Raw genomic sequence first — 5,443 nt, forward strand, 5'->3', positions numbered from 1 at the left:
GAAGAACGGTAAATCAGCATACCCAAAGAGAAAGCACTGAACAGAATCAGAAAGAAAATCAGATATTTATTCAGTCCCAAATCAGCAAACGAATGCACGGAAAAATCTGCCAGGACTCCGCTCCGGGTGAGGAACGTTCCATACAGCACCAGTAGAAAAGAAATTATTCCCAAGAAAAGATTGGTTTTCCTGAGGCTATTTTTATTTTTTTCTAAGATGAATCCGTGAACTAAAGCCACAGTCGTAAGCCAGGGAATCAGGGAAGCATTTTCCACCGGGTCCCAACCCCAGTAACCTCCCCAGCCTAAAACTTTGTAAGCCCAGAACCCTCCCACGAAAATCCCGGCACCCAGGGTCAGGGCAGAGAATCCTACCCAGGGCAGAGAGGATTTAATCCAGGTATCATATTTATTCTTGATCAGAGCTGCCAGTGCATAGGCGAACGGAATGGCTATCGCTGCGTACCCGATAAACACCAGAGGAGGATGAGACACCATCCAGGGGTCTTTCAGAAGCGGATTGAGTCCTTTTCCCTCAGGAGGCACATCAGACAATAGCTCAAACGGACTTTTCTTTAACAACAACACCAACAGGAATACCTGCACCAGAAGGTAGAAGAACAGAACGTGCCCTTGCAACTGGTCATCTTTTTTCCTGATCAGGAAAAGACCTAACAGGAGCCCGATGAAAAGCCATAAGAGGAATGTCCCCTCCTGCCCTGCCCAGAAAGAGGATATCAGATAAAAGAAAGGCAGGTCAGATGAGCTGTAGCCGTAAACATATGAGGTCTGGAAGTTATGCGTTAAGAAAAGGTAAAAAAGGTCCGCAGTTGCCAGCAATGCAAAAAGAAAAGTCAGATAATAAACCTTTTTAGCCCAGGACAATATCTTTTTATCTCCACTTGAGCTCAACAGAAAAAGCAGAGCTGAAAAAACGACTCCTAAAAGACAGAGAACCAGAAGAAAATCACCCAAAACCATTTATTTACCTCCCTGGTATTTTGAAGGGCATTTAACCAAAATCTGATCCGCAGAGAAGACCCCATCCTGATATTTGCCTATAGCCACAACGTTGGTTGCCTGCTCAAAATTAGCTGGTTTCACCCCGTTGAAAACCACTTTCATCTTCTCCCCTTTTGGATCTTTCAGGCTGAAATAAAATTGATGATTCTCCAGGTCGTATCTTGTATCCTCCGGGATTATCTCACCGATTATCTGAACCGAGGTATTGGAGCTCATCGCCTCTTTAAATCCCACATAGGGGGTCAGGTTTTTCCTGAAAGATAGGGCACCGAAAACTACGAATATCAAAATTATTCCAATGCCGATTACATATTTTAATTTCATTTCTTCTCTAACTCCTTCACCTTCTTATCCAGCCGCAGTAGATAGATGAATACTCCCAGCCAGATGATTAAGACCACGACCATCACTCCTAAATTTGCAGACATCCTCTAAAACCTCCTTTTATCCGACAGAATGGATTTCTTTTGCCTTTTTATATAAAATATTCAACTTGACTTCTAAGTTATATATCCAGACAAAAAGCAAGCTAAACCCCAAAAGCGAGCTTAAGAATACCAGTAAGACCAGAGGTGGCATCTGGATTTTAATCTGCGAATTTACTATCGAGTCTGTGGGATGTAAAGACTGAAACACTCTGGGAACCACAAAGACCAGAAAAGGAACCGTGATGAAGGCTAAGATTGAGTAAACCGCAGAAAGATTAGCCTTCCTGTCCTCCGCTTCAATAGCTGAGCGTAGAGCCAGATATGCTCCATAGATCAAAAGGAGAATGAAAACTGAGGTTTCCCTTGGATCCCAGTTCCAGTAAGAGCCCCAGGCATTTTTGGCGAAAATCGCACCAGAGACTGTGGCTAAAATCGCAAATAGAAATCCGAGCTGAGAGGAAATTGCTGCTTGAAGGTCGTAAACCGGATCTTTTCTTGATAGATACAGGATGCTGTTTACCATAGCCACTAAAAAAGCCAAAACCGTGACCCAGGCAACAGGCACGTGAAAGAAAAATATCCGGGAAATATCACCCAATTCTTTTTGGGGAGGAGGCATCAAAAACACCAAGACCACCACTGTTCCAATCAGCAAACCCGTCAAGATTTTCCACCACATATTTTGCCTTTCTTACCCACAACCTATTACCTACGACCTATCACCCTTTTTATTATTCCTCCCACACAAAATCAAATAACATGAACGACGCCACAAACATCACCACAGTATAAGAAAAAAGTATCTGCAGATCCCTCAGCCCTTGTGAAAATGAGGCTCCCTCAGATGCTAAATTCGTTCCAGAGATTACCGTAACCAGAAGAGGCAGAAGTATTGGAAAAGAAAGAACTGCAAAGAGCGCTCCTTTTACGCTGGCTTTAGCCACAATGGCTGCAATTATGGTTGTTGAGCATACCAGGCCTAAACTACCTAAGACTAATACGCATAAAAACAGCCAGAAATTTAAAATCGAAAACCCTAACATTATGATAAATAAAGGAACAATGATTATCTCCAGAAAAAGCAAAAGAACCAGATTATAAAGCAACTTCCCCGCAAAGATAGCCTCGGCCGAAGCTACCAGTTTTAATAGAGTCGAGGTTTTTGCCTCTTCCTCTTTTATGAATACCTGAGCCAGCCCGGACATAGCTGAGAAAAAGATGACGATCCAGAAAAGGGACGATTTAACCTTCGAGCTCAAAGAGAACATCCCGATAGAAAAGCTGACCACAGTCAGGGTAATCACCGCGAACATCACTAAAGCGTTCAGGCTATAGCGGGTGCGTAGCTCTGATTTGAAATCTTTAAGAAATAAAGCTAAAACCCTGCTGGTCCAGGTTGAGGATTTTGTCCCCATATTTGATTTCCCTTTTATCATTCGTGGCTAAAACTAAAATCCCTCTCTTTTTCTGTTCCGCTATTATATTATCCAAAAGAAAAAGGCCAGGCTCGTCCAAATTGCTTCCCGGCTCGTCTAAAAGCAAAATCTGAGGTTCGCTCAGCAAGGCAAAAATATATTTTAATCTTTGTTTCATTCCTGAAGAATATGATGATACCCGATCTTCTCCTCTGCCCTTTAAGCCTACTTCATCCAGCTTTTTGTTCAATTTATCTGGCTTGAAATCTAAACCCTGCACGTTAGCCAGGAACTCCAGGTTTTCTAACGCGGTTAGCTCATCATATAATGATAGGTCCGGCGCAACAAAACTTATGAGTTTTCTTCTTTCTCCCCTATTTTTTATTTGACTTTCCAGATTAATATTTACTTCACCCTTTGATGGTCTCAACAAACCAGCTAAAATCTTCAGAAGGGTGCTCTTGCCAGAACCATTTTTGCCAGTAATGACCAGGGATTCTTTTCCCCTGAGCGAAAAATTGATCCCCTCGAAGACTTTTCTGAAACCGAAGCTTTTAGCTAAGTTCTTGGCCTCTAATGAAATCATAAAATTGTGGAGAAAATACTCAAACAACTCTTCTTTGTCAAGCTTTTGATTGATTATGGAGTGCCTCGTCCATGACGATGCTATCTAATCGTTGCTACAGGAGAGGCAACGCTACGTTGGTTCCTGATTGATTTAGAGTACAGAAAAGTAAAAAAGTAGCTCGGGTTGCGATAGCTACCCGACAAAAAGCACCTCTCTTCAGAATTTTGTCGGGCAGTCTGTGACAGCCCGACCTACGACTACGACTGCTTCAAGGCTTGTGAGAAATCTGCCTGTACAAAATTGTGTGTTTGCTTGTACCCTTAGACACTTCGACTCTTGTCCAACACGGGTCCCCATTAGGCAGAACTGTAAATAGCAGATACCGACCGGGTGATAAGCTTTCAAATTTGAATCTCCCCTGGTTGTCAGCTATACATGTTTTGGCATATCTTGAATCGAGTTGGCGTTCGTAAGGCGGCAATGGGTGTTTGGGCTTTCTTAGAAATATTCCAGAAAACCAACCTTCTGAGTATTTTGTAATAGGATGGAGCACGACAATGCAACCAGGACCATATTCTGCATCGATTTTAGTAGACGGTGTGTATTGCAAGTCTGATTCGCGCATTTTCAGATCCATCGTCTTCTTGTCCAATTCTCGCAGAGATACGGGAGGCGAATAGTCTTTAGCCAATATGGGCCCTACGCCTATCAAAACCTGACCAGAGATAGATGCTGTACCGGGTTTATCGTAATTGCTATAATCAGCAGGGTTATATTTAGAAGAGGACTTCTGCAAGGAATATGCACAAGACATAAATAGAGTCAACAAAATTACAAACGACACCCACCTCAGATAGACCGGTTTCTTAAACATTTTCTAATCACCTCCTTTTCCTTGAGTCAGGTAGCTTGCTCAACCCGACCTACTTTTCTTCAAGTTTGAGGTCCTTCAAAAAATCTTTTATGTAAATCATCCGTAATCCACTTAGCCATATCCTTAAATCCTTTTTCCTTAAAATTCTCTTCAGCCATATAATTTTTGAAAACCTCCCAGCCTTTTTCCTTTTCCCCTTTTTCAAGATAATTCAAAAAAGTCGAGATAACCCTGCCCATATAATAATCTGTGCCTCGCTCATCCGCGCTCATATTCATTATCTCTTGCTCCAGTCCTTTGATTTCTTCATCGTAGTAGGAAGGAAATTCTCCGGACCTGTCGAGATATTTATCTTTTTCCCATTTATAGACCAGATTCACGCTGGGCGAACAGGCATGACACAGGTCCATATAGAATTCCCACTGAGCATCCAGGACCAAAAGCTCCTCCAAACCATCACCAATCAGATCTTTTAATCCGATGATGACCTGGGTCTCCGGAAGATCTTTGGGAAGCTCAAAAACCTGATGATTCTTTAGCTGAAAGACCTTAAGATACGAACAAGTCCAGCAGTTACCTCCAGTCGACCCGGTAACCACAAATTCCTTAAGACCGTCTTTATTTATATCTGCTACTGTGACGCTATCTCCATTCAGGTTATTCCCAAAATCCAGAACCCATTCAGATGTGCTGTAAATATCTGTCAATTTCCCATCTTTAAACTCGTTGACTACTAAACTATCCTGCTGACCTATTTTGTCTTTTGCTTCCCAGTGGATGATGGCTATGACCTGCTGGTTCTTATTATCCAGGCTTTCGAAGATAACATCCTTGATAGTGTAACCATCTTCCAGATTTTCCGTTACCTGCTTTTGAAAAACATCCCTGGTAGAAGTTTCTCTTTTCCTGAATAACAAAGAGATTACAAAAAGCACAACCACAACCCCTATTAGAATTAGCACTGGAACAAGAACTTGTTTTTTCTGCATATAGATAGATTAAGTTTAAGCAAAAATAAGTAAACTTCACTCGATTGTCAAACACAAAAAATACTGGTAGGGGCAGGCCCCTGCGCCTGCCCTGGAGGCTTAAAAGTAGTAGGTCGGGCTGTCCCGCCAAAGGAGGGAATGCCCGAC

The 5,443-nt window shown here is 42.3% G+C and carries 7 protein-coding genes; all 7 read right to left on the minus strand.

Annotation, left to right across the window (positions count from 1 at the left end):
- Positions 1–980: cytochrome c biogenesis protein CcsA (ccsA, locus tag MUP17_12885; GenBank protein ID MCJ7459863.1), on the minus strand; the 980-nt coding region annotated here is incomplete at its 3' end.
- Complete coding sequence (locus MUP17_12890; GenBank protein MCJ7459864.1) at positions 981–1,346, minus strand: cytochrome c maturation protein CcmE; 366 nt, start codon at positions 1,344–1,346, stop codon at positions 981–983. It lies immediately after the preceding gene.
- Positions 1,343–1,450, minus strand: a complete 108-nt coding sequence (locus MUP17_12895) for a CcmD family protein (protein MCJ7459865.1) — start codon at positions 1,448–1,450, stop codon at positions 1,343–1,345. Before MUP17_12895 ends, MUP17_12890 begins: the two co-directional genes overlap by 4 nt.
- Positions 1,451–1,466: 16 nt before the next feature.
- Positions 1,467–2,129, minus strand: a complete 663-nt coding sequence (locus MUP17_12900) for a cytochrome c biogenesis protein (protein MCJ7459866.1) — start codon at positions 2,127–2,129, stop codon at positions 1,467–1,469.
- 52 nt (positions 2,130–2,181) lie between these two features.
- A complete protein-coding gene (locus tag MUP17_12905; protein ID MCJ7459867.1) occupies positions 2,182–2,865 on the minus strand; it encodes a heme exporter protein CcmB in 684 nt (227 codons plus the stop codon).
- Positions 2,813–3,451 (minus strand): heme ABC exporter ATP-binding protein CcmA, encoded by a 639-nt coding sequence (ccmA, locus tag MUP17_12910; GenBank protein MCJ7459868.1) that lies wholly within the window; start codon positions 3,449–3,451, stop codon positions 2,813–2,815. Before ccmA ends, MUP17_12905 begins: the two co-directional genes overlap by 53 nt.
- Before the next feature lie 915 nt (positions 3,452–4,366).
- On the minus strand, positions 4,367–5,242 hold the full coding sequence (locus tag MUP17_12915; GenBank protein MCJ7459869.1) for a hypothetical protein: 876 nt from the start codon (positions 5,240–5,242) through the stop codon (positions 4,367–4,369).
- Positions 5,243–5,443: the final 201 nt, after the last annotated feature.

The organism is Candidatus Zixiibacteriota bacterium, assembly GCA_022865345.1.
Taxonomy (GTDB): domain Bacteria; phylum Zixibacteria; class MSB-5A5; order MSB-5A5; family RBG-16-43-9; genus RBG-16-43-9.